This window comes from Arcticibacterium sp. GJ41-1, assembly GCF_055808875.1.
Map to the genome: position 1 here is coordinate 3,347,543 of NZ_CM147888.1, position 24,239 is coordinate 3,371,781.

Annotated in this window: 23 protein-coding genes and 1 riboswitch; of the genes, 17 read left to right on the plus strand and 6 right to left on the minus strand. The window is 37.2% G+C overall.

All coding sequences use genetic code 11. The features are described from left to right. Nucleotides 1-2 precede the first annotated feature (2 nt). Entirely contained in the window at nucleotides 3-1,271 is a 1,269-nt protein-coding gene (locus AC0L6O_RS13880) for a peptidoglycan DD-metalloendopeptidase family protein (protein ID WP_473303165.1), read from the minus strand. A 6-nt stretch (nucleotides 1,272-1,277) separates the two neighbouring features. Further along, nucleotides 1,278-2,213 (minus strand): thioredoxin-disulfide reductase, encoded by a 936-nt coding sequence (trxB, locus tag AC0L6O_RS13885; protein ID WP_473303167.1) that lies wholly within the window; start codon nucleotides 2,211-2,213, stop codon nucleotides 1,278-1,280. A gap of 570 nt (nucleotides 2,214-2,783) precedes the next feature. Here trxB and AC0L6O_RS13890 point away from each other — a divergent pair. The 8 genes from AC0L6O_RS13890 (at nucleotide 2,784) to AC0L6O_RS13925 (ending at nucleotide 10,719) form a co-directional block, all read left to right on the plus strand. Continuing rightward, entirely contained in the window at nucleotides 2,784-3,797 is a 1,014-nt protein-coding gene (locus AC0L6O_RS13890) for an efflux RND transporter periplasmic adaptor subunit (RefSeq protein WP_473303169.1), read from the plus strand. Continuing rightward, nucleotides 3,794-5,053 (plus strand): ABC transporter permease, encoded by a 1,260-nt coding sequence (locus tag AC0L6O_RS13895; protein ID WP_473303171.1) that lies wholly within the window; start codon nucleotides 3,794-3,796, stop codon nucleotides 5,051-5,053. The genes AC0L6O_RS13890 and AC0L6O_RS13895 overlap by 4 nt, the downstream gene beginning before the upstream one ends. A 2-nt stretch (nucleotides 5,054-5,055) precedes the next feature. Then, the gene (locus AC0L6O_RS13900) at nucleotides 5,056-5,748 is read left to right on the plus strand and encodes an ABC transporter ATP-binding protein (protein WP_341224842.1); all 693 of its coding nucleotides are present in this window, start codon (nucleotides 5,056-5,058) and stop codon (nucleotides 5,746-5,748) included. Between the two features lie 72 nt (nucleotides 5,749-5,820). Continuing rightward, on the plus strand, nucleotides 5,821-6,192 hold the full coding sequence (locus AC0L6O_RS13905; RefSeq protein WP_473303174.1) for a hypothetical protein: 372 nt from the start codon (nucleotides 5,821-5,823) through the stop codon (nucleotides 6,190-6,192). Nucleotides 6,193-6,446: 254 nt separating this feature from the next. Continuing rightward, nucleotides 6,447-7,556 (plus strand): DEAD/DEAH box helicase, encoded by a 1,110-nt coding sequence (locus AC0L6O_RS13910; protein WP_473303175.1) that lies wholly within the window; start codon nucleotides 6,447-6,449, stop codon nucleotides 7,554-7,556. A 380-nt stretch (nucleotides 7,557-7,936) separates the two neighbouring features. Next, the gene (locus AC0L6O_RS13915; protein WP_473303176.1) at nucleotides 7,937-9,625 is read left to right on the plus strand and encodes a LamG domain-containing protein; all 1,689 of its coding nucleotides are present in this window, start codon (nucleotides 7,937-7,939) and stop codon (nucleotides 9,623-9,625) included. Nucleotides 9,626-9,845: 220 nt separating this feature from the next. Beyond that, nucleotides 9,846-10,295, plus strand: coding sequence for a DUF3592 domain-containing protein (locus tag AC0L6O_RS13920; RefSeq protein ID WP_473303178.1), 450 nt, complete (start codon nucleotides 9,846-9,848; stop codon nucleotides 10,293-10,295). Between the two features lie 55 nt (nucleotides 10,296-10,350). Beyond that, nucleotides 10,351-10,719: a DUF1304 domain-containing protein gene (locus tag AC0L6O_RS13925; RefSeq protein ID WP_473303179.1), complete on the plus strand. Its 369-nt coding sequence runs from the start codon at nucleotides 10,351-10,353 to the stop codon at nucleotides 10,717-10,719. 158 nt (nucleotides 10,720-10,877) lie between these two features. Here AC0L6O_RS13925 and AC0L6O_RS13930 read toward each other — a convergent pair whose 3' ends face one another. Beyond that, nucleotides 10,878-12,545, minus strand: coding sequence for a hypothetical protein (locus tag AC0L6O_RS13930; protein WP_473303180.1), 1,668 nt, complete (start codon nucleotides 12,543-12,545; stop codon nucleotides 10,878-10,880). Between the two features lie 267 nt (nucleotides 12,546-12,812). Here AC0L6O_RS13930 and AC0L6O_RS13935 point away from each other — a divergent pair, with 267 nt between their 5' ends. From AC0L6O_RS13935 to AC0L6O_RS13945, 3 genes are read left to right on the plus strand one after another with little or no spacing between them, the layout of a single operon-like run. After that, entirely contained in the window at nucleotides 12,813-13,319 is a 507-nt protein-coding gene (locus tag AC0L6O_RS13935) for an RNA polymerase sigma factor (RefSeq protein ID WP_473303182.1), read from the plus strand. After that, entirely contained in the window at nucleotides 13,309-13,719 is a 411-nt protein-coding gene (locus AC0L6O_RS13940) for a hypothetical protein (RefSeq protein ID WP_473303184.1), read from the plus strand. Before AC0L6O_RS13935 ends, AC0L6O_RS13940 begins: the two co-directional genes overlap by 11 nt. 31 nt (nucleotides 13,720-13,750) lie before the next feature. After that, nucleotides 13,751-14,245 (plus strand): hypothetical protein, encoded by a 495-nt coding sequence (locus AC0L6O_RS13945; protein WP_473303185.1) that lies wholly within the window; start codon nucleotides 13,751-13,753, stop codon nucleotides 14,243-14,245. 125 nt (nucleotides 14,246-14,370) lie between these two features. Here AC0L6O_RS13945 and AC0L6O_RS13950 read toward each other — a convergent pair whose 3' ends face one another. Beyond that, entirely contained in the window at nucleotides 14,371-15,123 is a 753-nt protein-coding gene (locus tag AC0L6O_RS13950) for a YoaK family protein (RefSeq protein WP_473303187.1), read from the minus strand. Between the two features lie 340 nt (nucleotides 15,124-15,463). Then, complete coding sequence (locus AC0L6O_RS13955; RefSeq protein WP_473303189.1) at nucleotides 15,464-16,069, minus strand: 3'-5' exonuclease; 606 nt, start codon at nucleotides 16,067-16,069, stop codon at nucleotides 15,464-15,466. 333 nt (nucleotides 16,070-16,402) lie between these two features. Between AC0L6O_RS13955 and AC0L6O_RS13960 the strand changes: the two genes are divergently transcribed. The 6 genes from AC0L6O_RS13960 to AC0L6O_RS13985 all read left to right on the plus strand — a co-directional run bounded on the left by AC0L6O_RS13960 (nucleotide 16,403) and on the right by AC0L6O_RS13985 (nucleotide 22,130). Further along, nucleotides 16,403-17,431: an OmpA family protein gene (locus AC0L6O_RS13960; protein WP_473303190.1), complete on the plus strand. Its 1,029-nt coding sequence runs from the start codon at nucleotides 16,403-16,405 to the stop codon at nucleotides 17,429-17,431. Nucleotides 17,432-18,008: 577 nt separating this feature from the next. Then, a complete protein-coding gene (locus AC0L6O_RS13965) occupies nucleotides 18,009-19,238 on the plus strand; it encodes a glucuronyl esterase domain-containing protein (RefSeq protein WP_473303191.1) in 1,230 nt (409 codons plus the stop codon). Between the two features lie 54 nt (nucleotides 19,239-19,292). Continuing rightward, nucleotides 19,293-19,388, plus strand: a riboswitch (TPP riboswitch). Between the two features lie 68 nt (nucleotides 19,389-19,456). Continuing rightward, entirely contained in the window at nucleotides 19,457-20,173 is a 717-nt protein-coding gene (locus tag AC0L6O_RS13970) for a class I SAM-dependent methyltransferase (RefSeq protein ID WP_096192035.1), read from the plus strand. A gap of 4 nt (nucleotides 20,174-20,177) precedes the next feature. After that, nucleotides 20,178-21,233 carry an AIR synthase family protein gene (locus AC0L6O_RS13975; protein WP_473303192.1) on the plus strand — a complete coding sequence of 352 codons (1,056 nt, stop codon included), beginning with the start codon at nucleotides 20,178-20,180 and terminating at the stop codon, nucleotides 21,231-21,233. Then, on the plus strand, nucleotides 21,230-21,853 hold the full coding sequence (locus AC0L6O_RS13980; protein ID WP_473303193.1) for a thiamine phosphate synthase: 624 nt from the start codon (nucleotides 21,230-21,232) through the stop codon (nucleotides 21,851-21,853). The genes AC0L6O_RS13975 and AC0L6O_RS13980 overlap by 4 nt, the downstream gene beginning before the upstream one ends. 1 nt (nucleotide 21,854) lies before the next feature. Then, complete coding sequence (locus tag AC0L6O_RS13985; RefSeq protein ID WP_473303194.1) at nucleotides 21,855-22,130, plus strand: Trm112 family protein; 276 nt, start codon at nucleotides 21,855-21,857, stop codon at nucleotides 22,128-22,130. Nucleotides 22,131-22,304: 174 nt separating this feature from the next. On the opposite strand, the gene AC0L6O_RS13990 is transcribed toward AC0L6O_RS13985, so the two are convergent. Then, nucleotides 22,305-24,185, minus strand: coding sequence for an OmpA family protein (locus tag AC0L6O_RS13990; RefSeq protein ID WP_473303196.1), 1,881 nt, complete (start codon nucleotides 24,183-24,185; stop codon nucleotides 22,305-22,307). Between the last annotated feature and the right edge of the window lie 54 nt (nucleotides 24,186-24,239).

Here is a 24,239-nt window from a genome sequence, read left to right on the forward strand (position 1 = left end):
AATTATTTTACTCTTAACCTGATACCTACATATAGTTTTTTGTAGGAGCTAATCTTGTTCAGACTACAGATTTCAGAAACAGTTACATTAAAGTTACGTGCAATTTTGGTCAGGTTATCACCTGGCTTTACTCGGTACCACACTTTCTGAACTACCTCGGCAGGAATTTCTTCTTCAAAATCATCTTCAAAGTCGTCTGCACCTACATCACCTTCTACTTCCATAGTTGGGTCTAGCTCTTCTTCATGTTGTGATGCATCCACATCACCCAAAGCCACTCTTGGCGAACCTCCTCTCAGGTAATTATACATTTTTGCAGTCATCAAAAACTCCTGCATTCTTATCTGTGTATTTTCTCTTTGAAAATCAAAGATATTGCCCGCGTCAAAAGGTGTCCCTTCGTAACGTGTTTCAAAGTGAAGGTGAGAACCAGAACTTCTTCCTGTATTACCTCCTCTACCAATTTCATCGCCTGCTTTTACTACCGTATTTACAGGGAAATTAAGTTTTGACATGTGACCGTAAACAGTCTCCAAACCATTGTAATGACGAATTACTACAGCTCTTCCTAAAGCACCTCTGTATGATGAAATTCTTATGACACCATCAAAAGCCGCATATACAGGATCGCCTGTTTCAAGGTCAATATCTGTACCTCTGTGCCATCTTCCCCATCTAAACTTAAAATGAGACGTTACAGGACATGCATCTAAAGGCGGAGCCCAATATCTGCCTTTGGTCAAATCATAAAGTTTGATAGGAATAACGTCATTGAACTCTCTTGGATTTATACCGTAAGGATTGACATAAGTATTATCCCATATAGAGAAATAACTGGCTATTTTAACCATTTCGTCGGTTCCTGGAAACCTAGCACCGTCTTCAATTTCCACAATCATCAGTTCACCCTCATCCAATGTATTTGGGTCTTCGTGAATGTTTTCGTTGAGCTTTTTTATTGGCTCAATTTCCACCATGCCACCACCAAGCGACTCTGAACCAGGATAGTTAGAAGGAGCTTTAAATTCTGTTTCTTTCTTTTCAAAAGAATTAGAGAATCTTAGTTTTGGTTCTTCTTCAAACTGGAAATCCACCTCGTCTTGAAAAGTATTATTCAAGTCTTGAGTTTGAGACTCATTAGATGGAGTTTCCGTAGTCTCCATTTTCTTCTGAAAAATCTTGGGTGCTTTAATTACTTTTCCACGCTCTCTCTGAGCAAAGGAAACTTGCACAGCACACAGAAGAACCAAAACTAAAAAACTTCTTAACATAGTATTTTATTCGTGAGCGGCTAAATATCTTTCAGCATCTAAAGCGGCCATACAGCCAGTACCCGCAGCTGTTACTGCTTGGCGGTAAATCTTATCCATGGCATCTCCGGAAGCAAAAACTCCTTCAATATTGGTTTTAGATGTACCTTTCTCAGCATTAATATAGCCAGTTTCATCCAGATTTAACCAACCTTTGAAAATATCAGTGTTTGGTTTATGTCCGATGGCCACAAAAAATCCTGTTGCAGTAATAACAGATTCTTCCTTGGTCTTATTATTAATTACTTTAACTCCTTCTACTTCTTTTTCTCCAAGCACCTCTACAGTTGACGTATTAAACAATACCTCAATGTTCTCTGTATTCTCCACTCTCTGTTGCATAATGGTAGAAGCTCTAAATTCGTCACGTCTTACCAGCATGGTAACTTTCTTACAAAGCTTAGAAAGATAATGTGCTTCTTCACAAGCTGTATCTCCTGCTCCTACTACCACTACTTCATGACCTCTATAAAAGAAACCATCACAAACAGCACAAGCAGAAACACCACTTCCGTTTAATCTATCTTCAGACTCTAAACCTAACCACTTGGCAGATGCACCCGTAGCTATAATCACAGCTTTGGCTATAATTACTTTATTTTCGTCTATAATTACTTTGTGAGCTAATGGCGTAGTGAAATCTACCGAAGTAGCCATACCATAGCGATTATCTAAACCAAATCTTTCTGCTTGTTTTCTAAACTCCTCCATCATAGCAGGACCTTGAACTCCATCAGGATAACCTGGGTAGTTTTCTACATCATTTGTGATGGTTAATTGTCCACCAGGCTGCCCACCCTGATACATAACAGGCCTAAGTCCAGCTCTTCCAGCATAAATAGCGGCAGTATATCCTGCAGGGCCTGAGCCCAATATCAAAACTTCTACGTTTTCTTCAGTCATTCTCTTATTTTTAGTAATTGACGGTTTTACTAATTCTCAACAGTCCATTTGGCCGCAAAGTTCGCCAAATATATAAGGAATAACAAGCCAATTACAGATACAAAAGTAGGTCTAAAAGACTTGTTATAATTTACTAAGAATGTTAATAATTATTAATAGAAATGAGAAATCTGCAGATGCTGAGGTTTGAAAGGAAAGTTTGATTAACTGTACACTATTATGAGCTATTGAATATTACGTTAGGTTAAATAAAACAATGCTATTTTGACAACAACTGGATTGTAGAAGTCATTTCGTTTACAGTTTAATACGGTCATTGCTCGAAACTAGATAGGCTCATTGAAATTTCAGGTCGGCAGCTTAAAGACTACGTTTGGTCATAAAATAATCGAGAGAAATATGATTATAATCAAAGAAGCTTCTTTAAGCCTGCAAGATATCATGCAATCATAGTTTAAATGACTATCTTCCATAATCACATTAAAGAATTAGTCTTTGCAGAATAACGCAACATACTCGTCACTGTTTCTATTCATTCTTTTGGCGGCTTGCCAATCTGACCAAGAAACTATGAAGCCCGTAACTCAAGATATTACTGAGTCAGTTTACGCATCGGGCGTTTTAAAAAGTAAAAATCAGTACCAAGCTTATGCTACCGTAAGCGGCATTGTCAATGATGTTTTTGTAGATGAAGGTGCTGAAGTAGAAATCGGTTCGCCTTTACTATCTATTTTGGATGAGACTCAAAAATTGAGAACAGAAAACCTACGACTAACAAATGAATTTAATGCATTAAATATTAATCGTGGAAAATTAGAGGAGGCAAAATCTTACGTCAATTTGACCGAAAGTCAAATGAAGAGTGACTCCATTAATCTGGAAAGGCAAAAGAACCTGTGGAAACAAAACATAGGTAGTAAAGTAACCCTGGAACAAAAAGAACTGGCCTATAAGAGTGCTAAGGCCAACTTCAAATCTGCACAGGAAAAACTCGGCGAACTAGATAGGCAATTAAAGTACCTTTCTAAACAAGCCCAAAACAACCTTTTAATAAGTAATAAAAGTAATAGCGACTACTTAGTTAAGAGTAAAGTAAAAGGTAGAGTATATCAGCTAAACATAGAAAAAGGAGAATTTTTAAGTCCGCAGGTTCCATTTGCTGTTATAGGTGATGGCGAAAAGTATGTATTAGAGATGCAAATTGATGAATATGACATAGTAACGGTCAAATTAGGGATGCCTGTACTAGTGGTGTTAAATAGCTATCAAGATTCTGTTTTTAATGCGGTGGTTTCTAAGATTAACCCCATCATGAATTTGCAGAGTAAAACTTTTACCATCGAAGCTGAATTTGTAAAAGCACCTGCTGTACTTTATCCTAATATTTCTTTTGAGGCCAATGTGGTGATTAGCACCAAAAAAGATGCTCTGCTAATCCCAAGAAATTATCTACTAAACGATTCTACCGTGGTAAATAAATCTGGTGAAAAGGTAACCGTAAAAACGGGTCTGAAAGACTATCAGATGGTAGAAATATTATCAGGAATAGGTCTAAACGAAGAACTCGTTCTTCCTGAGCAATGAAACTAAAACTCATCACCGAGATTTCATTGGCTTTGCTACTAGCACGCCTAAAACAAACCATGGTAGCCGCTTTTGGAGTAACCTTCAGTATTGCCATGTTTATTGCATTGCTAAGTTTTATGGGTGGTTTAAATGATTTGCTAGATAGTCTAATTTTAAACCGTACACCACATGTAAGGCTATATAATGAAATTTTGCCTTCTAAAACACAACCGATAGCCCGCTCTAGCGAGTTTCCTGAGTCCTATCATTTTGTACGACATATAAAGCCAAAAAATGAGCTTTTAGATATTCGGAATAGTGATGCCATCATTAAGGCATTGAAAAATGACCAAAACGTACGTGGCGTAGCTCCTAAAACTACCATGCCTGTTTTTTATAATATAGGAGACATTAACCTTACTGGTGTTATAAACGGAATAGATGTAGAAGAAGAAAGTAGGCTTTTCAGTTTTAAAGATTACGTGGTAGAAGGGCAAACTATTGACCTTAAAAATACACCTAACAGTATCATTTTAGGAAAAGGTGCCGCCGACAAAATGCTAGCTCAGCTGGGTGATAATATTCAAATTACCACAAGCAATGGCACACGTTTCACTTTAAAAGTGGTTGGCTTTTTTCAATCTGGAATGGATGAGCTCGATAAAGTTCAAAGCTATACCACACTGGCCACCACGCAGAAGATGCTTGGTAAACCAGCCAGCTACGTTACGGATATTCAAGTCAAGATAAAGGATATAGCCATGGCTCCTGCATTGGCAAAAAGATACCATGAGCTATTTGATACAGAAGCCATTGATATACAAACTGCCAATGCCCAATTTGAAACAGGAAGCTCCGTACGAACACTTATTTCTTACGCCGTGGGTATTACCTTACTCATTGTTTCAGGTTTTGGTATTTTCAATATCTTGAACATGATGATATATGAGAAAATGGATTCTATTGCGATACTGAAGGCAACTGGTTTTTCTGGGAAAGATGTCAATGCCATTTTCTTAACTATTGCTCTAACCATTGGCTTAGTGGGTGGTATACTGGGCTTGATTTTTGGTTTAGGTTTTTCAGCATTGATTGGTATTATTCCTTTTAACAACGCCTCTATGCCTGCGGTCAAAACCTACCCAATCAACTATAATCCAATGTTTTATGTAATAGGTGCGGCATTTTCTATCATTACCACCTATTTGGCGGGTTACTTTCCGTCTAAAAAAGCAAGTAAAGTAGACCCTGTGGATATTATAAGAGGTAAATAAACATGGAGAAAAAGAAAATAATAGAAGCTGTAGATATTTGTAAGTCATTTCATGATCCTATTACCGTGCAGGTACTTAATGATGTTAGTTTTGCTATCCGTGCAGGGGAATTTGTGTCTGTCATGGGGAAGTCTGGATGCGGGAAATCTACCTTGCTTTATATCTTATCTACTATGGATACTAGCTATGAAGGCGAGTTATTTTTGGATGGGGTTTCTATGACAAACAAAATTGATGAAGAGTTAGCAAAAGTTAGAAATGAAAAGATAGGTTTTGTTTTCCAGTTTCATTATTTACTTAGTGAATTTAATAACCTTCAAAATGTAATGCTACCAGGTTTAAAACTAGGCAAACTGACACCAAAAGAAGTGGAGCATCATGCTTATGAAAAATTGAGAATTTTAGGAATAGAAAAAGAAGCTTTAAAATACCCAAACCAAATAAGCGGAGGGCAAAAGCAGCGAGTAGCTATAGCACGAGCACTTATAAACGAACCTCTAATTATTATGGGCGATGAACCCACCGGTAATTTAGATAAAAAGAATGGCGATGTGGTTTTTGACATTTTCAAAGAACTGGCAGAAGAGTATCAGCAGTCTTTATTGATAGTAACCCACGACCCTGATTTTGCGGCAAACACCCACAGAATAATTACCATGGAAGACGGTAGAGTCATCAAAACCCCTAGTGACTAGCACTGAGGCCCGTCCACAGAACTAAAATTAAGATAAGACGTCATTTTTACTTTGAATTAAACAAATAATACAATGAATACGAGAAAAATTTTAGGCATCTGGATGGACCATTCCGCGGCACATTTAATCAATTTAAAAGAAGAAATAAAAATCATCAACTCGGAATTTGATTTTGAGATGCAAGATGAAGCCAAACAAAAAAGTGAGAATCTCATGCACAATAAAAGGCAACAAATGCTAGGTGCTTTTTACAAAGAAATTTCGGCTGAGATATTGAAATATAATCATGTACTTCTTTTTGGCCCTACCAATGCTAAGGTAGAACTTCACAATTACCTCAACAAGGATTTACATTTTAGGGAGATTAAAATTGATGTATTAGCGGCAGATAAAATGACAGACAATCAAAAGATTGCTTTGGTAAAAAAACATTTTGAAGCTTAGCTCTATTTCCAATTGTCAATTTCGGGAATTCTGGTAACGGAAAGAATTAATATAAGTAACTCACTAGAAAACAGAACACTCTTTTTCATAGCCATAAGTCTTTAAAGCACAGCCCTAAAAAAATAAACAGCTGATTTAAAGCATACTTAAAGCAAATCCTTCACCTCTTATGATAAAAAATAGGAGTCGGAAAGCAAGTACTGACAATACACCCGTTTATAACTACCTTTGCGTTTCAAAAAAATACATTGGAAGTGGAGAGTTTTAAACAATTGGGGGTTGCTGCGTCATTTATCAAGGCTTTGGGCGATTTGAAAATCCAAAAACCGTCAGAGATACAACAAAAGGCAATTCCTTATTTATTGGCAAATAAAGGAGATTTAATAGGTCAAGCTCCTACCGGAACCGGAAAAACTATTGCATTCGGTTTGCCGCTTTTACACCTCGTATCGGAGGATAAAAAACATATTCAAGGTTTGGTTTTAGCTCCAACAAGAGAGTTATGTCAACAAATTGCCAAGCAATTGTTCAAATTGACAAAATACGGCCCAAAAGTATTCACAGAGGCTATTTATGGTGGTGAAAAGATAGAGATACAAATAGCAAACCTAAAACGTCCTACTCAAATAGTAGTGGCCACACCTGGTAGATTGCTAGATTTAATAAACAGAGGTGCTATAGATTTAAGCGAAGTTAAGACAATAGTCCTAGATGAAGCCGATGAAATGCTAAGCATGGGCTTTAAAGATGAGCTAGAAAGAGTGATGGACACTATTCATAGAAGCTCTGCAAAATGGCTATTTTCGGCTACTATTCCTGTGGCTTTGCAAAGTCTTATTACAAGATTTATGAACCCAGGCTTACACCGAATTTCGGTTAGTAAAAATGTGGAGATCAATACTAAAATTGAACACCAGTTTTTTATCTGTGAACAGAGTCAAAAGTTTGACTACGTATATGAGTTTTTGAAATCTCAAGGGGCTGCTAAAGGCATTGTGTTTTGCAGAACCAGAGCAGATACGGAAGTGGTAGCACGTAAACTTATGGGTAAACACATTTCGGCAGATGCACTTCATGGAGACCTAGGTCAGCGTGACAGAGATAAAGTAATGAGAGCTTTTATCAAAGGCAGAATCAAAGTCTTGGTAGCAACCGATATTTCTGCCCGTGGAGTTGATGTAGAAGACGTGGCCTTTGTGATTCATTATCAATTACCAGAACAAATAGAAGCGTATACCCACAGAAGTGGTAGAACAGCCAGAGCAGGAAAAAGAGGGATATCCATCTGTTTTGTAGATAAATACGAAATGAAAGTCATCAACCAAATAGAGAAGACTTTGAAGGTTAATTTTATTAAGATTTAAGGCTTGATTCAGTAGGAAATAGAGGTTCTCGACAGGGTCGCCTGCCGCTATCGCTCGAACTGACGTAAAAAAATATACACTAGAAGTGTCAGTTCGAGCGAAGACGAGAACAGTCAGTAAACATCTTTAAAGTCAGATTTCTTAACTGAGAAATGCCTGCTAAGAAACTACAACATTTTCTGATAAAAAGCGTGATTATGGTACTTTTTCTATGTCTATTAAATGGTCAAGAAGGAATTTAGCCATAAATGCCAAGTCCATCTATCTAAAAACCTTTTTTTTACATTTTAAATATTGCCAACTTCCTATTTAAAAATTAAATTTGATTTCTTTTTAAGACCAAATTAGACTTTCTTTTCTAGATTAAATCCATGACTTTAATGAACCGCACTTTAACTATTGTTTATTTACTGACACTGATTATTATCATTCCTCAATTTGGTTTTTCTCAAAAAAATAAAAAGCAACCATCAAAAATAATTAGTTCGAATACTAGTTGTAAGGATTTATGCGGACTTTATTTAGATAAATCAGAATTCATATCTAATTCGAAAGAACTAATTTTAGAAGCTCCCATAAACGACAATTTATGTTTCCAACTGCCATTAAATACTAATTTTGGTTGCCTTGCCTCCTATAACAATCAAACCTGGGTAATCATAAAAGTTAAATCTAGTGGAGATTTAAACCTAAATATTCATAGCTCTAATAACACAGATTTAGATGCTTCAGTTTGGGGGGGAATCTCGGATAATTTGGATAATATTTGTGCGGCCATTCAAAACTTGCCAATAGCTTGTGATTATTCCAGCATAGATCCCGAAATAAATCTAGTAAATGTAACTGCTGGTCAATACCTCGTTTTATTAATTACTAACTTCAGTAACACTCCCACAAACATTGAACTGAAGCAACCATTTGTTGGAGATGTGGAATACAACTATGTATGTCCAGCACTCTTTAATTCTTCACAAGATATTACTGACAATTCAGTCTATTGGGCTAAAGACAGTATTACCTCCTCTCAAACTATTCTAAATTCAAATGTTACATTTAAAGCAAATAGAGTAATTAATCTAATTCCTGGCTTTAATTCAAATCATGATTATTTTTTAGCTGAGATTGAAGACTGTGATAATTTGAGTGCCGAAAACGAGGTTCTAAGTTTTACTTTTATGGAGAGTAAACTCAACGTAAATTCTTCTCAAAACTCGATAACGGGGAGCTCCGTTTCTGATTTTGCTGTTGGGATTCCTTCTATTCAGCTTCCTCCTGGAGCAACAATTTCTCCATTAGCCACCGCCGTACAGGATTTTTCGCTACCAGTAACATATGTTGTACGTGCAGAAAATGGAGAAACCAGAGAGTATATTGTAACTATTAACTTCAATAACAATAAGTTAATAGCGGGATATAAATTTGATGGGAATGCAGAGGATTATTCACAAAACAACTTTGACGCAACCTCTTTTAATGTAGTAAGTGAAACAGATAGGAAGAACTTGCCAAACTCTTGTTTTTATTTTAATGGTATCAACTCACAAATCATAATACCTCATAAACCTGAATTAAGCTTAGGTAGCAATCAAACAAAAGAATTTTCGATTTCTGTATGGTATAAAGCTGACCAAACTCAAAGTAATTTAAATTCTAATTCCATAGCAGCACACCTCGTTCATAAAGGATATGGAGAATCAGGAAGTCTAGACTATTCTGTTCACTTTAGTACTAATCAGAATAACATCAATAATTTCGTGTGGACAACTGGAAACTCAGTAGATCAATGCTCATATAAAGTTTTCAATGCACCCGCACGCGAAATATGGCACCATTTGGTTTTAACATATAGTGCAGGATTGAAAGAAAAAAAGGTATATATAGATGGTGCTCTTACTAATACCTGCCAATTTAGCGTTATGCCAATAGATTTTGGTTTGGATATAACTGTAGGAAAAGGTGTTGTATATCAATACTTAGCGGACCTTTATTACAAAGGTTTTATTGATGATTTGAGTTTTTACAATAAGGTACTGTCAGATTCGGAAGTTGTCTTATTAAATAACTTATAAATTTCCTTCCTAGCAGAGTATCCCGAACTCTGCCGTATTCCCCTCTATCAAAACACCCATAAACACTATCTCTCACTCTCAAAGCTTTGCCACTTGTGGTGGTAACATTTTTTAGAGTTACTTTCTTGGTGATAACATAAGGGAACGTTTGTTTGTAGGTTTTGTCTTTCCTTTCTTTAAATTTACGTTTTTCGCTAAAAGTTCTAAACGTAATAATTGTATGGAAAAACCTGCAGAAATGGCTTCGCCAGCATTTATTTTTGGCGTTGGTATTGTCCTAATATGTGTGGGACTCGGTTTTGGTTATTACAAATTTGATAAAAGTAGTACTGCCTCCCATTTGAAAGAAAACGGTATTTCTGTCAAAAGTGTAGTTACTGATTTTTCTGAAGGCGGAAAGAGCTCAGATAATTCATATCATTATACACTAGAATATAAGTGGGAAGGAAAAACCTTTGAGTACAAGCCATCTTTTAAGTTTAGAGAATATAAGTTGGGTGAGGAGGTAGAGATTCTGGTTAATCCGGAGAAACCTGAAGAAGCCATCATTAATAGCCATTCGGATATGGATAAAGGGAGTTATACATGGGCTCTTATATTGATTGGGTTGGGTGTTTTTATTTTCAAGTTGGGTTTTAAGAGAATAGCTCAATTAAAAACGGAGAACTAAAGATTTTATATTTTGAACCTTTGGGTCAAAAAGAGGAATACAAATAATAAACTCAATGGAAATAATTGCAAAAGTATTAATCGGAATAGTGGCTGTGGAGCATATTTACATTCTTTGGATGGAGATGTTTGCCTGGGAAACTAAAGGCAAGGAAACATTTAAAGAGGCTATGGAACCAGAAATGTTTAAACCTACCAAAGGCATGGCAGCTAATCAAGGTCTTTATAATGGCTTTTTAGTGGCAGGTCTTATTTGGTCCTTATTTATTCAAGATCCAGAATGGTCAAAGAATGTGGCTATTTTCTTTTTAGGCTGTGTGGCTGTTGCAGGCATTTTTGGAGCATTAACGGCGAGCAAAAAGATATTTTTTGTTCAGGCCTGTCCAGCTTTAATCGCTTTAGCTTTTGTGATTTTTGGTATGTAATTGATAATCTCAAGGATTAGCTCGGCTGCATCAATTCAGGCTTTAAGATAATGTTATCAAAAGCTTAACCGGAGTTCGGCTTATTTTATACTGATAAATATATCATGTCAATATAGTTACATTGTTTTCGCAAATTGACTTTGACTTAATTGGTTATCCTACTTATTGCTCTCCACCACCACATCCTTAAACATAAACTCATTATCACTCACTCTCAAAGCTTTGCCACTTGTGGTGGTAATATTTTTTAGAGTTACTTTTTTGGTGATGACATATGGAAAAGCCTGTTTGTAGCTTTCGTCATTCATGTCTTTATTGAAGTTTGTAAAAATGGCTGGTCCATTATAATCTGATGAGGCGTCTGAGTCGTCTATTTTAAGATTTTCAATGGTTATCTTTTCTGGCATGTAACAAGTATACCCAAAATCATGCTGCCCAGAATAATAACCTCCTATCAGACTGATATTGTTTCCTGTGCCTTCTCTCGGTTTGAATATGCAATCGCGAAGAATTAACTCACCTTGCCAAGTACTCCCATAATCAGAGCGTAGGTTTATAAGACTCCAGCCTTGAATCGTGCTGTTTTCCACCGTGAAAGTTCCGCTACCAATCGCGTTAATTCCCATATGCCCAAGGGTAGAGTTTCTGATGGTGGCGTTGGCTACGCCCTTATGTGCATCAAAACGCGAAAAAATACAATTATCGAATAGTAAGTTTTTACAATAATTAGAACCCATAATTCCCCAATAGGTGCGGTCGTTAATGTCATTTGTCTGGCTGCAATTTAAAAATGTAACATTAAGTGCTCGACCTATCAAGATGTCATACGTCCCCATGGTTACTGGTTTTCCTGCCGTGCCAATGGTGCTAAATGTCTTATGCCCTGTCAAAATGGTGTTTTTAACCGTGACAAAACAGCAGTCGGTAATCGAGATAAATCCGTTATATGGTGCTCCATGTTCTCCTTCACCTCTCACTCGATGCTCCAAACCATCAACCACTACATTAGAGCGTTTTATTGATATATTTCGAGCGTAATAATTGTATTTCGATTCCTCATTATTTGCAATTGTAATGAAGTGACCTCCCGTGATGTTTAAGGTTTTATCGTTTATTGGCATAGCCGTCATTTCTGTAATTTTGTCAAAATCCCAAATAATGGGAGCGTCCATATCTACATTTCCATTTTTGTCTACCAGAAAGATATCCGTTTGGTCTGCACCGTTATTTTGGTTTAAACCATAGCGTATATAATGCTTCACATGAGCGTTATTAACTGTAATAAGACAGCTTTGTGGCAATGAGACATCTATTTTTGATTGGTTTCTTTTTAATGAACTAATGCCATTTAATTTCAATGGCTTAAGATTTGAACTCACCTTAAAAACAGCCGTGTTACGGTCTTCCACATCCGTATCGTCAATGATAAATTTTGCCGTACCAAAATCAGTGTCCGTTTGTATAATTGCAGTTAGCTTAACGCCGCTAATGTAATACGTGGCACCTTGGTCTGCTTTTACCAAAAGTCCTTCTTGGTTAGCAAAGGCATGCGTAGCAGCAATAGCATTGATGTCGTCGGTTTTACCGTCGCCTTTGGCTCCAAAATCACTGTATTGCACTGTTCCTAGTGCTTTAAATTTTCGCACATCCTTTGGTGAAACGTTTAAATATAATTTGCCTTTTTTATTGGTGCTCACTTCGGTAACACCTTTTTGTGAGGTAATTATGACCGTTTCGTGCCAAGCATTAAGAGTCTGGGCTTGTGAAACCAAGACACAGCCAAGTAAGCAAAACAAAACAAGGAGTTTATTTAGGCGAAGATTCATCAATTTGGAATAGTTAAGGAATGATTGAAAGTCCTACAAGTTGGGGATTTTAAGGCAGAATTTGAAAGTATCTGCGACTAGAATACCACCTCTTTAGATATCAGGGATATAAGTCTCGACTTGAGCGGGATATTTTGTCAATATTCGGCCGCGACTACCTGCCCAAGCAAAGCCAATACCTAGCGGCAAACAGTAAATTCACTCTTTATAAATAAAATTGTACTTTCCTGTTATGCCAAAATCCGATTCTCGTTATGTAAGTATAAGATGAAAACAAACGATTTTAAAAATAGGGTACTTTCATTATCAGAACGGATATTTCCGATGGTAAATAGGCTGCTAGGAAATAGCACCACCGCTCAAGATGCCACCCAAGAGATTATGATTAAACTCTGGGACAAGCGTAAGCAAATTGAAAATCACCCTAACCTTACTGGTTTTGTTTTTATGACCGCTCGGAATTATTGCCTTGACATTTTAAAGCGAAAAGGACCAAAATTAGTGTCGTCAGATTTAGAACTTAATAATTTAGAAGCCGCCACTGGTCAAGAAGAGTTTGAATGGAATGAGCTTACAAACATTGTAGAAAAAATACTAAAGCAGCTGCCTGAGCAGCAAAGAGACATCATGACCATGCGTGATATTGATGGTTTAGAGTTTAAGGAGATTGCGGAAGCTACAGAACTTAAAGTAGAGCATGTGCGTGTACTGCTTTCACGAGCTAGAAAAGAGGTAGCAGCAAGCCTAAAAAAAATGGAAGATTATGGACATTGAAAAGTTAATAGAAAAATATAAGGCAGGAGAATCCACTTTGGAAGAAGAGCAATTTCTCATAGAGAACGCATCTAATGTTGACACCGAAATGTCTGCATGGTTTCAATACGCTAAGCAAAAAAAGAAGGAACCTACGCCAGTATTGAAAGAGCAAATATGGGCCTCTATTTCTAAGAAAAGAATACAATTTAGAATAGGAATGTTTGCTGCGGCAGCTTCTATATTGGTCTTGGCCGTTTTCTTTATCAATAATGCTAGACAAGAAAAGCTAGCTTATGAAGAGAAAGAAGCTACACTGAAAGAGGCCTTAGCCATGCTCTCAGAACCTGAAATTATGCCTTCTAAAAAGAATATTATTTACGAAGACGAATTAGTAATCATTTACAACAACCCTGAATAAGCAGAATTTACAATCAATTAATAATACAATTATGAAAAAGTTACTCTTAGCCCTTTGCCTTTTTAGTTTCACATTGACCACTGCTTTAGCACAAGATTCCAATTTGAAAGTGGAAGTGAAAGATGGTCCCAAACCTGATATTTACATAGACGGCAAAAAGTACGACCATGACATTATAGACCTATTAGACCAAAGCAAAATAGAATCTGTTAATGTGGTTAAAGGCAAAAAGGCTTTAGACGAATATAATGCCCCGAATGGTGTGATTTTTATTAAAACAAAAAAAGCAAGTCCTGATCATGAAGTCAAAATCAGGGTAAAGGATTCAAAAGATGTGAAACTGAGTTTTGATAAGGCAGACCCTATGATAATTATCGATGGGAAAAAGGCTGATAAAACTGCATTGAAAAAAGTAGATCCAGACAATATTGCCAGCATAGATGTACTAAAAGACAAAGCTGCTTTAGATAAATACAATGCACCCAATGGCGTGATTATAGTAAAGACTAAATCAGGTAATAAGTAGTAGTATTTCCTTTAAAAAGGATGTTCAATACATATTCAGTAAAAGCTATAAGGAACGAGGTCTTTTTGACCTCGTTTTTTTTATGCTACCAGTTCAGATTAATGTTCTATCGAATTTTATATCAATCACGAAAACGGCTTCATGTGATGTTTTTCCTTATACTTTCTACTGGTTTTTATTAATCTATACCTTAAATCGTCATAGAATAAGCTCAGCATTAAAATTACTGCACCAAAAACCAAAGTGTTTAATTTCAAATTGTATCTAGAATATAAAAGTCCTCCTATCAATCCTCCGGCAAAAAAGAATGAAATAATATAAACCCGCAGTTTGATATTTTCCTTAAGTTTTTCTCTTACCGCCTGTTTTTTTGAAAAGAATAATTGAGAAATATCAATACCCAAATCGGTAAAAAGGCCGGTTAAATGGGTAGTTCTTACTACTGCATTAGAAATTTTGGTAACAAAAGAATTCTGAAGCCCCATCACAAAGAGCAGTAGGCAAACTATTATATTGGGATGTTCTATTTCTATAAAATTGCTGGTAAGCCCTATTGATGTTAAAATCAAACACTCAATGATGGTAGGAAGAAAAAATACATTGAGTTTTTTATTCTCACGATACTTTTCAATAAGAAAACTGGACAAAAAAGACCCCAACAGAAAGGAAAAAATATACAAAAAGTAGATGGTGCCTTTCCAAAAATCCAAATCGGCTACGTCATTTATAAATAAGGCAAAATGACCTGTCACATTGGTAGTTAACTGCTTAAAAGCCAAGAAGCCAGTAACATTGACAATACCTGCTACAAAAGACAAGACTATAGCAATTCGCAGATTATGTTTTAAAGTCCGGCTACGGCCTTGATGTCTAAACATGCTCTATTCATTTTTTTGCTTTCAAAACCGCTCAAATTGGCTTTGCACTGCAAGTATACATAAAATGGAAGGAGGAATAATACTAAATAAAAAACGAGCCTAAAGGCTAGGCAAGAGCACTTACTTTTAAGAGTGAAGTCATTAAAGTATCTGTCTGTTAAGGGGTATTAAGAGCTATTTTTATTTATTTCGTCATAACCGACAGTTCCTAGCGGAGACTTGAGGAATATCTGCAATTATTTGTAGAGCTTCTCAAACCAACTATTGATAATACTTTTCCTGTAAATGCGGCCTTTTTCCATAAGGGATACTATATAGCTCCTCTCCACCACCTACTAATTTAAACTTTTGCCCTATATGTCTTTTTCGTTCCAGAGGGTTTATAACCCCCAATGTATAATTTTCCAATTTGAGTTCTCAGCTTTTCAGGAAAGTCATCTTTAGAAGTAACTCCACTTTTCTTAAAAGCTTTTATCGCAAGTTCGGCAGTTGCTCTGCTATCTGCTTCTGCTCTGTGGTGATTAAATGAAATGCCATTATGATTGCACAAGGTTTTTAAATCATACCGTGGCAAGCCGAACCAAACCTTTTTAGAAAAAATATAACTACATGAGTATTCCAATTCAGGAAAAGGCAAATTATATGCTTCAAGCGTTTTTCTTAAAACACTAAAGTCGAAACCTGCATTATGAGCAATAAGGAACTTATTCTCAATCAAGGGTTTTATTTCGTTCCATAGCACATCAAATTCTGGTTTATCAGCAACATCTCTTGGTCTAATTCCATGAATTGAAATATTGAAAGAATTAAATTCTTCATATAACGGTTTGATTAGCCATGATTTACTATCCACAATTTGAAAATTTTCAACGAAGGTTAGTCCTATTTCACAAGGGCTATCTCTTTGTTCTGTTGCAGTCTCAAAATCTATTGTTATAAAATCCATTTCACCTTGTTTATAGTGGAGTGTTAGCATCTATTCCTTTGCCTCTGCAACCTACTAGTTTTGAACCCAAAAAAACACCACCGCTTAGTCGATAATTAGGAATTCTTCGGAGTTAGCCTTGTTTAGACTGTTCTCAAATCACTCGAACTGACAGGACTAAGAGTCCCTACTTTCATATAAAGGAAACTGTCAAATCTTTATAGCTTTGCAAAACTAGTACATTATTAAACGGTCACATTTTAACATTTCGTTAAACAGGCACTCCTATTATGTTTCGCATTTATATTGCATATTGGATACATCAATAAATACATAAAACTTTAAATACACCTAATGAGAAAAACACTATCATTACTATTCACACTAATTTCTTTCATTGCCGTTTCACAGGAACGCACCATTTGCCCAGATGTAACTGGCTCTGTCAATCACCCTCTACTAGAAAAGTATAAAAACAGCTGCATAGTAGCTTATGATGAAACCAAATTTAACTCGGTCACTTTTCCTATTTCTAAAATTACATCAAATAACGGTGCACCTAAAGAACTCACTGAAGAAGGGAAAGTTACAAGCATTATTTATGGGATAGAAAACAGCCAAAGAGCTACCGTCTTAGAGGTTCAAAGAAACTATGAACAAGCTTTGAAAAATGCAGATTTTGAAATTATCCATTCCGCATTTGGCAGAAAAAATATTTCAGGTTCTTACAAGATTCAAACGGTCTATCCGATATTTGGGGAACAAAGAGTTATCAACGAATATGAGTTCATTAAACCTAAAAGTTACTTTAGATTCTCTTTATCTAGTCAGGCTAAAAATGTAGATTCTGACAATGCTTTTTTTGTAGCTAAAGGCAAGCGAGATGGTAGTATTTACACCCTAGGACTTTTCATCCATTACAACAGAACCTCTTGGGAAGGTCTGTCCGATAATATTTTTGTGCAAGCCATCATAGTGGAAAAAGAGGATATGGAAACAGGTCAAGTTTCGGCAGCTTCAATTGAAGAAAAAATAAAAAACGAAGGAAAAGAGGTCTTTCACAACATATTATTTGATTTTGGCAGTGATAACCTTACCCAAGAGTCTTACGCCATCATTGAAACTCTTTCTGAGTACTTAAAAGCCAATACTAGTCAAAAGTATTATATAGTAGGTCATACAGATAATGTAGGCTCACTAGCCACAAATCAAGTTCTATCTGAAAAAAGGGCAAAAGCTGTGGCGTCTGCTTTGACTAACAAGTATGGCATCAGTACTTCGCAAATATCCTCTCATGGTGTGGGTCAATTATCTCCACTTGCCATAAATAACACAGAAGAAGGAAGAGCCTTAAATAGACGTGTTGAAATAGTGTTGAAGTAGAAAAGCTACTTTTTAAAACTCTACTAAAAAGAATGCTCATAAGACTAAATCAGTTTTATGAGCATTCTTGCTTTTCCTTTAACAGAATCTCCGTTAGAGACCATTGGACTTAAAAATCTCTAGGAATTGCCCTTAAATGACTGTTCTCCCAGTCTGCCGTCTGGCAGGGACTGTCGCTCGAACTGACAGTAAGCGAATGTAATGAACTTAAAATCAACACTATTATTGTCAGTTCGAGCGTAGACGAGAACCTCCTTACACTTCTTCAAATATCGCTATACTCTATTCCTGGTAATAGAGTGTCCAATGGAGACTCGACTAAATCACCCTTGTAAGACAGTTCTCCCAGCCTGTCGACAGGCGGCGACTGTCGATTGAACTGACGATGGCAATAGAACATCCTTAAACAAACGACCCTATTGTCAATTCGAGCGAAGCCGAGAACCTCGTATTACTGTATTACACCGTAAAAACTTTTAGTCCTTAAACCCACCCTCAGAAAATCCACTAATTTCAAATCCTGCTACCACATTTTTCTTAAATTTAAACACTCAATCATTTCTATAGAAAACAACCCATGAAAAACCTATTCATTGCTTTTATAAGCATTTTCTTAATCACCCCTATTATGGCACAGCAAGCAACTAATTATGACGAAGCCAAAGTTCCTGTTTATAAACTCCCTGCTATTTTAGAAGATGGAAAAACTGTGAACGACTGGGAAAGCAAAAGACGTGCAGAAACTTTGAGTCTTTTTGAATCCGAAGTTTACGGAAAAACAGATTTAGAAGGTGTAAAAACGAGTTTTAAAATAACTAATCAAGACAATGAAGCCCTAAACGGAAAAGCCATCAGAAAGGAAATAGTCTGTACTATGGAAAGAAATGGAAAACAACATTCCTTTTCTATTATGCTTTTTACCCCTAAAGCAGTTAGTAAAGCTCCCGTTTTTCTTGGTCTGAACTTCTATGGCAATCATACTCTGTCTACAGATTCGGGCATTTCTATTTCAGAAAACTGGGTCCCAAATAAGGAAGCCTTTTTCATTGAAAACAACAAAGCCACAGAAACGTCTAGAGGTGTGCGTGCCTACAGATGGCCTATTGAAAAAATCATTGACAGAGGTTACGGACTAGCAAATATCTATTGCGGTGACCTAGACCCTGATTTTGACGACAGTTTTAAAAATGGACTTCACAGTATTCTTGGCGAAACTTCCATGGCAACTATAGGAGCATGGGCGGTAGGATTCTCTAAAGCCATGGATTACCTAGAAACAGATAATGACGTGGACGCAAAGAATGTAGCTGTTTTTGGCCATTCAAGATTAGGCAAAGCAGCACTTTGGGCATCTGCCCAAGACCCACGCTTTAAAATGACTATTTCAAACGAATCTGGCTGTGGTGGAGCGGCTCTTTCTAAACGTGAATATGGCGAAACAGTAGAAGTAATAAACACTCGTTTCCCTCATTGGTTTACCGCTAAATTTAAAGATTATAATAGCAATGAAGCCGCTTTACCTATTGACCAGCATCAGCTACTGGCTTTAATAGCACCTAGACCATTATACGTAGCAAGTGCAAAAGATGACCAGTGGGCCGATCCACGCGGCCAATACTTAAGTTTATATCATGCTTCTAAACTTTATCAGGCCTATGGTTTTGATAAAATCCCTGAAACGTCGCCTGCATTAAATAAAAGCCAACAAATAGGCCCGTTAGGCTACCATAACAGAAGTGGAAAACACGAAGTTATGCCTATAGATTGGGCTAATTACTTAGATTTTGCTGATAAGCATCTAAAATAGGCAATTGCTCTATTCTTTTCTTTGAGCTACCCATTTTATGCTATATTTGCGTAGCAATAACGCACGGGGTGCCTGGCAAATGCCAAGCTGAGATAATACCCGAAACCTGATATGGATAATGCCAACGGAGGGATGCAAGCTTAAGATATTACATTTTATGCTCCACTGTTTTGGTATACCCCATTCAGTGGAGTTTTTGTTTTTAAACAAATCATAAAATGGAAATAGAAAAAAGACAAGGGGTACTTATTCCGCAGCAAGACCAAAACTGGCAAAACCGACCTGAGTGGTTTTTTAACAGAGAACACACCGACACCTACGAGCAGTGGTACGAAGGCCGTTACAAGCGTGCCGAAGTATGGCAAAAGAAGGTCATGGAGCAGCTGGTTTCTAAAGACAAACGCGTAAAAACCTTGCTAGAGTTTGGCTGTGGTACGGCACGTTTTACCAGATGGTGGAAAAACATAGGAATTGAAGCCACCGGTGGAGACATTTCTCCTTTGATGCTATCACAAGCGGTGCATTTGTTTGACGGAGACTTAGTCATGGCAGATTCGCATCACATGCCTTTCAAAGACAATACCTTTGACTCATTGGCTTTCATTACCACTTTTGAGTACTACAAAGACCCTGTAAAGGTGATTAGAGAAGCGGCTCGCGTGGCTAAATGCGGCATAGCCATGGGCATGATGAACAGAAACTCCACTAAAGTGGTGCGTAGAAGAGTGCAGGAGGTTTTCGGATTAAACCCTTTTTACTTGACCGCCACTTTTTACTCGCCTGCCATGCTTACCAAAATTATAGAAGAGGCACTTGAAGGCAGAGATTATTCTATAGAATGGACCTGCACTGGCTTGCCAAACTGGTTTCCTGTACAGCAATGGAATTTACCTTTAGGCGACTTTTTCGGCTTATACGTTAAACTAAACGACTGACACCATGAGCGAGAAATTAGGCAAAATTGACAGTCATATTTTCGAACAGTTTATCAGTCAAAAATGTGGGCATAAAAGACCAGAAGTAGCCGTAGGGCCTCAATTTGGCGTAGATGTATCTTTGGTAGATTTGCCTGGAGGAATGGCAATGGCCATGACCAGCGACCCACTTTCGCTTATTCCAAGTTTAGGTTTGGAAGAGTCGGCATGGCTTTCTGTTCAGCTGATGGCAAATGATATGGCCACCACGGGCTTTGCTCCTATGTATGGTCAGTTTGTTTTAAATCTTCCATCCACGTTTTCTAAGGCCGACTTTCAAGTTTACTGGGATTATGTACATGGATTTTGTTCCAAAATTGGCATTGCCATAACAGGTGGTCACACAGGTTTTATAGAAGGACAAAACTCTACCATAGCAGGTGGCGGCACGTTTATAAGCGTAGCTCCAAAAGACCAAATGCTGGTTTCTAAATATGCAAAACCAGGTGACGCTATTTTGGTGACTAAAACTTGTGCTATTTCGTCGGCAGCTATACTAGCCATGTGTTTTCCGGAAACAGTCAAAAACAAGCTAGGAAACGAACTGCAACAAGAAGCGAGTGCTACTTTTTATCATACCTCGTCGCTAGAAGATGCTCTTACTGCCGTGGGCAAAAATCATGAGCATAAAGATATTACCGCCATGCATGATGTAACGGAAGGTGGTGTAATGGGGGCAATTTATGAGTTGGCAATGGCTTCAAATAACGGTGCCAAAATCTATAATGAAAAGTTGCCCATTGGTACTATTCAAAAGGAAGTGTGTCAATTATTTGACCTAGACCCAAGAAACTGCATAGGTGCTGGTGCTATGATAATTACCTGCAAAAAAGAAGCCGTGGAGAATGTTATCAATCGTTTGGCTGTAGCCGATATCAAGTGCACCGAAGTAGGTGAAATTGTTGAGAAAGAGCAAGGCATCAAAATGATAGAAAACGAGCAAGCCAATGATGTGATTTATCAGGAAGATGACCCATACTGGGCGGCATTTTTCAAAGCCATAAATTCTGGATGGAAATGAGCATAAAATCTGGCATTTACTTGGTGATAGACCCTTCTATGGAAGAAAGCCTTTTGCTTAGCAAACTAAACGCTGCCTTAAAAGAAAAGCTAGCAGCCGTGCAGGTTTGGGATAATTTTAAAGAAGGACAAAACAGCACAAACCTCATAGACAAAGTATGTGAGCTATGTCATGCTAAGCACGTGCCTGTTTTTATAAATAACCGATGGAAATTGCTCCAAAATACTTCGGCAGATGGAGTTCATTTTGATGAAATACCAGAAAACTATAGCGAGCTAAAAGCCAAAATAGGTCAGCCCTTTTTAAGTGGATTGACCTGTAATAATGATTTGGAATGGATTCGGTGGGCAAATGAAAACAAACTAGATTATATATCCTTTTGCTCCATATTTCCTTCTACCACAGCAAATAGCTGTGATTTGGTGGAATTTGAAACCATTCGCGAGGCGTCAAAAACATTCTCAGCAGCCATATTTTTAGCGGGCGGAATAAAGCCTGAAAACATGGATAAACTAAGTGACTTAAAATACAACGGCGTAGCGGTGGTATCGGGTGTAATGAGTTCCGATACACCAGACCTAGCCATAAAAAAATATCAAGAAAAATTAAATAGTAAGTAAAATGAGACCTGAAACTATAAAGAAATTATGCTGTCCTTTTGATAAGGCAGACCTTACCCTAACAGAAATTACAAAGGATTTGGACGAAAACGTTTTGGAAGGTTTTTTTGTGTGCAATAGCTGTAATCGCTTATACCCTATCATCAAAGGCATCCCCATCATGAGCCCAGACGAATACAGAGAATTCAAACTAGAACAACCTGTGCTAGACAGATGGGCAAATGAGCTAAAAGGAAAATCAATTGAGAATTTTAGATTGGTGAGTGCTGAGGGATAGTTTAGGTAGATAAAGGGACTGTTCTCGTCTCCGTTCGAACTGACAGAATACTTAATATTGCAATATCAAAAACGCAACTTTGAATGTCAGGTCGAGCGGAGCGGTTGCGTTCCCGTCATGACCCTCCATATAATTCATCATCTACCTAATTAAAACCTAAAGCAAGCCAATTACTCAATAAAACCTCAACTCTATCCTTCTGTTTTGGCTTCTGCCAGCTTCGTCTTTATTGCTGGCTCGTGGTTTAGATTCTCCGTAACCTTTTGCCGTTACATTATCTTTGCTTAAACCCTCGCTTATGAGATAATCTACCACGGCTTGAGCTCTTTTTTGAGAAAGTTCTTGATTGCTTTCTGCTGTACCCACATCATCTGTATGACCTGATATTTCTACTTTCAATGACGGATTTTTCCAGATGAGTTCTGAAAGTTTGCTTAATTCCACTAGTGACTCAGGCTTCAAATCCCATTTGGCTTCATCAAAATAGATATTACTTAGTACTTCAATTTTCTCTTTGTCTATTTTATCTAAGCCTATTTCTAGCTCTTTATTATTCTTTTTTGCCTCTGAATTGAAACTAAAAGAAAGGCTTTTGAAAAAGTAAGAAGGATGCTCTACATATAAACCGTAATTGCCAGAAAAAGGAAGAACCGCCAAATACTCCCCAGTTTTTGCGTCAGCCACAAAAGAAGAAACCACCTCTTTGGTATTGAGGTTTATTAGCTTTATCGACGCTCCTAAAACATCACCACTCTCTGAATCGAACACGTGTCCTTTCAGGTAAAAAGTAGGGTCAAACTTCTCTTTTAACTCTTTTGGCAGGTCAAACTGAAACATATTGACCTTTTCTCCTTCTTCTTTGGTATAAAAAGCTTGTTTGCCATCGGCAGAAATAACCAAAGCAAATTGGTCAGAACCATCATTAATAGGGTAACCAAGGTTTAGCGGCTCGGTCATGGTGTTTTCTATTTTGTTGCTTAAAAACAAGTCAAAACCACCCAAACCAGAATGCCCTTGAGAAGCAAAAAACAGGCTTTTCCCATTAGCATGTAAAAACGGTGATATTTCATCTTTCGGCGTATTCACCACTTTTCCTAAGTTTCTAGCTTTCCCCCACTCATTCATCTCCCCAAGCGTACTTACATAAAGGTCTTTTTCTCCCACTCCTCCATACCGGTCTGACGAAAAAACAATAACCTTCCCATCAGAAGACAATGAAGCCTGCGAGTCCCAAAACGGCGAATTAACATTAGGACCCATATTTTGTGGCACCGACCAACCGTTTTCACCTAAACGAGTAATAAAGAGGTCGCAACTACCAAGGCTTTCACGCCCATCACAACTGGTAAATACCATGGTTTTACCATCGGCAGATATGGTGCAAGTACCTTCATTAAAGTCGGTATTTATCATATCAGAAATTCCTTCTGGTTTTGACCAAACACCTTCTTTCTTATAGGAGATGTAAATATCTTCATCCGCATCCTTAGTTCTGGCAGTATAGTAAATGGCAGCACCATCTGCCGTAAACACCGGAAAATACTGCATGTCTTTAAAGTTTAAAACTGCTGGCATGCGAGAGGCTTCTATCACTAACGGCTTTTCTAAAATCTCTAAAGCATAAGTACAGTTGAGTATTTGCTTTTCTAACTGCATATAAGCCGGAGTACCTTCTCTAGTTTTTTCCAAAGCCACAGTCAAATACTCCTTTGCCTTTTCATATTGATTTACTTTCAATGCCTCCGAACCTAGAAACGTGTACGCCAAAACATAACTTTTGTTTTCTGGTTCTAAAGCTAATAGCTTTTCAAAATAGGTTTTAGCATTGCCTAAGTCTCTTGAAGAGTAAGCTATTTGACCCAGTTTATAATAGGCCAAAACATAATCAGGATATCGCTCTATTGCCCTTAAGAAAAAATCACGGGCAGTGGCGTTGTCACGTTTAAGAAAAGCCTCTTCTCCTTTCTCAAAGAAGTTCAAAGCCTTTTTATCTTGTGCATTTGTAGCAATGCAAGCGACAAAAATTAAAAGAAATAGCGTAATTTTTAGTTTCATATGGGTCTATTCGAATCTAACGCTTTAATTTTGTTTTTATTTTCAAAACGCAAA